This is a genomic window from Thermovirga sp. (assembly GCA_012523215.1).
In the GTDB taxonomy this organism is placed as follows: Bacteria; Synergistota; Synergistia; order Synergistales; family Thermovirgaceae; genus 58-81.
The window spans coordinates 1-4,961 of the sequence record JAAYIZ010000038.1; the positions used below are offsets into that span (position 1 = coordinate 1).

The following is a 4,961-nucleotide window of genomic DNA, read 5'->3' on the forward strand; positions in this document are numbered from 1 at the left end:
AAAAGGTTGTCCTTTCCCAAGAGCATGTACTGGGATCGGACCTTTCGTCGTTTCGCCAGGCCCGTCCGATGGCTCCTGGCTCTTTACGGAAATGAACTGTTGAAGGTTGACTTTGGCCTCCTGAGCTCCGATCGCTTCACCAGGGGGCATCGTTTCATGGGCGTCCGGAAGATAGAGGTTTCAAACGTAGGCGAGTACCTTGAGAAGCTGTACGACAACTTCGTCATTGTCGATCCGGAAAAACGCCGTGAGAAAATGCTCGCTGGCATCTCCTCCATCGAGAAGGAAATGGGTGGCAAGGCGGTTCTCGACGGGGATCTTGTCGAAGAGAATCTCTTTCTCGTCGAATACCCTGTGCCGTTCTACGGTTCCTTCGATCAGTCCTTTCTCCAGATCCCGGAGGAAGTTCTCATCACTACCATGAAGAGTCATCAACGTTACTTCCCTGTCAGGGACGATGCCGGAAATTTGAAACCCTACTTCATCGGCGTCAGCAATAATCGGGCCACCAATATGTCCATCGTGCGAGAGGGAAACGAGAGAGTTCTAAGGGCAAGGCTCTCCGACGCGTCCTTTTTCTGGGAGGAGGATCAGAAGGTGCCCCTTTCGTCGAGGGTGGACTCCCTCAAGAAGATCGTCCATCACGAGAAACTCGGGACGGTCTATGAAAAGGTAGCCCATGTCCGGGAACTTTGCCGGACACTCTGCGAGAAGATGAGCCTTTCGGCCGAGGAGACGAAGATGATCGATCGCGCTGCCTTTCTCGCTAAAGCGGACAGCATCACCAATATGGTCTACGAATTTCCCGAATTGAGGGGCGTCATGGGCCGTGAGTATGCCACCAGGAACGGGGAAAATCCCAGGGTCGCACTGGCGCTCTTCGAGCAGTATCTGCCCTCAGCCTCCGGCGACAGGGCGCCCTCGGACATCATCGGGGCTGTCCTGGGCATTTGCGACAGGATCGACACGATCATCGGTGGGTTCAAGGCGGGGCTCCAGCCAACGGGTTCCCAGGACCAGTACGGGATACGGAGGGCCACCAGGACGCTCAACGAGATCCTATGGGGCATGGACCTGGATATTGATGTAGCGGAGCTGGCGGAAGCTTCCTCCCTGTCTCGCTGCCTATCGGAAGAGCAGGAGGAATCTGCGTTGGGATTCATGCTCCAGAGACTCCACAACCAGCTGCGCGAGAAAGGCTTTTCCCACGAATTGACAATGCTGGCCGTCTCCGCGGCGGGATCGAGGCCGAACCAGGCCCTGAAGCTGCTGGAAGCCTTCCAGGAGGTCCAGGGGACCGACTGGTTTGGTGGTTTGGTCACGTCGGCGGTCAGGGTCAGGAATATTCTCCAGAAAACCGAGGGTTCCGATCATATCCTCGATGTGGGCCTTTTCAGCGAAGAGGCAGAAAGGGCACTCTTTGAGGCCATTGAACTGCTCTCTCCCCAGGTGGACAAGGCGGTGAGAGCGTGGGATTGGAACGGCCTGACCCAGATCCTTTCGAAGCTGGAACCCTACATCTCCGCCTTTTTCGACAAGGTGCTGGTGATGGACAACGATGAGCGTATCAGGAACAATAGAATAGCCCTTTTAGAAAAATGCGACGGTTTGTTCAAGACGTCCGGAGACCTGGGACTTTTGAAGTCCTGATGATAGCTGTATTTATCGAATAAGCCGTGGAGGTCTGCCGATGGAGGCTGAGGATAACCGCTGGCCGTTGTCGATTTTCGTGGTCTCCGATTTTACCGGCGAAACGGCGGAGCATGTCGCGAAAGCGGCGTTGAGCCAGTTCGCCACGGATGCCATAACGCTCCAGAGGTTCCGCTACATCAACAACAAGGACAGAGCCCTGGAAGTACTCGAGCATGCCGAGAGTGATAAGGCCATGATCGTATGCACCCTTGTCGACCACGACCTGAGGCGCTGGTTTGTAGGGAAGGCAGACAACCAGGGAACGGACGTGATCGACATCCTTGGGCCGATCCTGGACATGCTAGAGGGACGGCTAGGGCATGCCCCTCTCGAGACGCCCGGTTTGATGAGGAGGATGGACGAGGAATACTTCCGAAGGGTCAAGGCCATTGAATTCGCCATCAAGTGCGATGACGGCAGGTGCGCCGAACACCTCCTGTCGGCCGACGTGGTCATCCTGGGAGTGTCGAGGACGAGCAAAACCCCGCTATGCATGTACCTAGCCCATCGTGGCTTCATGGTGGGCAATGTACCCCTCATACCCGAAACGGAGCCCCCCGGGGAGATCTTCGAGATCTCGCCCGAGAGGATATTCGGCTTGACGGTCCAGCCGGAGAAGCTCGTGGACATCAGGAAGGAAAGACTGCGCCTTCTTGGCCTAGATTCGGAGATCTCCAACTATGCCCAGTGGGAGAGAGTGGAAGAGGAAATCCAGTTTGCCAGGGGCATCATGCGAAAGATAGGTTGTCGTATCCTCAACGTCACAAACAGGGCCATCGAGGAGACAGCCCAGGAAATTCTTGATTTCCTGAGAGCGTGATCAATCCTTAAATGCCGTGGAGGTCGAAAAGCATGACAGGAACCGGGAATGAAAAGAAAAGACATGTTTTTCATTTCACCGAGGGCAGTGCCGAAAAGAAATCGCTTCTGGGCGGCAAGGGGGCCAACCTGGCGGAGATGTTGAAGATCGGCCTCCCCGTTCCCCCTGGCTTTACCATTTCCACCGAAGCTTGCCTCGGTTACCTCAAAAAAGGCGAACACTTCCTGGACGAGATCTGGGATGAGATTCAGGACGCCATGATCGATCTCGAGAAGGAGGCTGGCAAGACCTTTGGTGGGATAGAGAATCCGCTCCTGGTCTCGGTCCGTTCGGGGGCAGCGGTCTCCATGCCGGGCATGATGGATACCATTTTGAACCTTGGTCTCAACGCAGAGTCTGTAAAGGCCCTTATCGCAGAGACGGGTGACGAGAGGTTCGCCCTCGACAGTTATAGAAGATTCATCCAGATGTTTTCCAACGTGGTGCTGGGCCTGGAAGGGGAGGTCTTCGAGAACGTGCTACGCCAAGTTAAAAAGGACCTCGGGGTAAGCTATGATTTCGAGATCAACCCATCCGCTTGGAAAGGCGTTATTTCCAGGTTCCTCAGGATAGTGGAGCAGGAGACAAGCGAACCCTTTCCTGACGATCCGTGGGTCCAGCTCAAGAAGTCCGTCGAGGCGGTCTTCCTCAGTTGGAAGAACCCCAGGGCCATCACCTACAGGAGGATCAACAGAATCCCCGATGACCTGGGAACGGCCGTCAACGTCATGACCATGGTTTTCGGAAACCTTGGAGAGGACTGTGGAACCGGTGTCTGCTTCACCCGGAACCCCTCAACAGGGGAGAAAAAACTCTACGGGGAGTTTCTCGTGAACGCCCAGGGCGAAGACGTCGTGGCTGGCATAAGGACTCCGAACCCCATTGACGAGTTCGGCTCCAGGCTTCCCGGGGCGGACCGTGAACTCCACCGGATCGCGGATTTACTGGAAAAGCACTATAAGGATGTCCAGGACATCGAGTTCACCGTGGAGCGGGGCAAACTTTACATGCTGCAGACAAGGAATGCCAAACGTACCGCTCAGGCCGCAGTGAAAACCGCCGTGGACATGCATGCCGAAGGGCTCATCGATGCGGCCACCGCCGTGTCCAGGGTAACCCCTGACCAGGTTGAGCAGCTTCTTCACAAGCAGATTGACCCCGGGGCCGCCTTCGACGTTGCCGCCAAGGGGCTTCCAGCCTCACCGGGAGCGGCGGTAGGTATAGCCATTTTCGATGCCGATGAAGCCGAGAAGGTGGCCCAGTCGGGGCAGTCCGTTATCCTGGTAAGACCTGAGACTACCCCCGATGATATCCATGGGCTTTATGCCGCCCAGGGAGTACTTACAAGCAGGGGCGGGATGACGAGCCACGCCGCCGTTGTCGCTAGGGGGCTGGGTAAACCCTGTGTTTCCGGCTGCGAATCGGTCGTCATCGACGCCGTGAAGGGCTTCATGACCGTTGGTGGAAAGACCTTGAAGAAGGGCGAGACTCTTACCATCGATGGGTCAAAGGGGCAGGTGATCTTCGGTGAGGTTCCCCTGGTCCAGCCATCCTTCACCGACGATTTCAGAGAACTGCTCGATGCCGCTGATTCGATATCGGTCCTCGAGGTCTGGGCGAACGCCGATACCCCCGACGACGCGCAAAGGGCCAGGTCCTTTGGTGCCAGGGGTATAGGCCTCTGTAGGACGGAACACATGTTCATGGCCTCAGGAAGGCTCCCCGTCATGCACGAGATGATTCTCGCCAGGGACAGGCAGTCCCGGGTGAGGGCGCTTGAGGTCCTCAAGAACATGCAGAAGGAGGACTTCCGGGGGATATTCAGGGCCATGGAAGGACTTCCGGTGACCATCAGGCTGCTCGACCCTCCTCTCCACGAATTCCTTCCCAAGGAGCACGAACTCAGAGACACCATTGCTTCCATCAAGACCGACAGCGAGGCTTCGCCGGAGGACCTGATGCACGCGGAAACGGTTCTGGCCAGGGTCCTGTCGCTCCAGGAGAACAACCCCATGCTCGGGTTCAGGGGCTGCCGGCTGGGGCTCGTCTATCCCGAGATCTACGAGATGCAGATCGCCGCAATAATAGAGGCGGCCGGTGAACTCAAGAAAGAGGGCGTAGATGTCAGACCCGATATAATGATGCCGTTGGTGGGCACGCGGGAAGAGATGAAGAGACTCCTGTCAATGGTAAAAGACATCGCGGGGAGGGTCATTGCGCTGCTTGGAATTGAAGACCTGCACTACCTGGTCGGAACCATGATCGAGGTTCCCAGAGCCGCCCTAGTCGCGGGGGACATCGCCGAATTCGCCGAATTCTTCAGCTTCGGGACCAACGACCTCACCCAGACGACCTTCGGTTATTCCAGGGACGACGCGGAGGGCAAGTTCCTGGCCCAGTACGTCAATGA

The 4,961-nt window shown here is 56.6% G+C and carries 3 protein-coding genes; all 3 read left to right on the top strand.

Annotated features, from left to right (window positions below):
• Positions 1-1,650: glycine--tRNA ligase subunit beta (locus GX108_01225; protein ID NLO55668.1), on the top strand; the 1,650-nt coding region annotated here is incomplete at its 5' end.
• Positions 1,651-1,690: 40 nt separating this feature from the next.
• The gene (locus tag GX108_01230) at positions 1,691-2,512 is read left to right on the top strand and encodes a kinase/pyrophosphorylase (GenBank protein ID NLO55669.1); all 822 of its coding nucleotides are present in this window, start codon (positions 1,691-1,693) and stop codon (positions 2,510-2,512) included.
• A 32-nt stretch (positions 2,513-2,544) separates the two neighbouring features.
• On the top strand, positions 2,545-4,961 hold a 2,417-nt coding region (locus tag GX108_01235; protein ID NLO55670.1), incomplete at its 3' end, for a pyruvate, phosphate dikinase.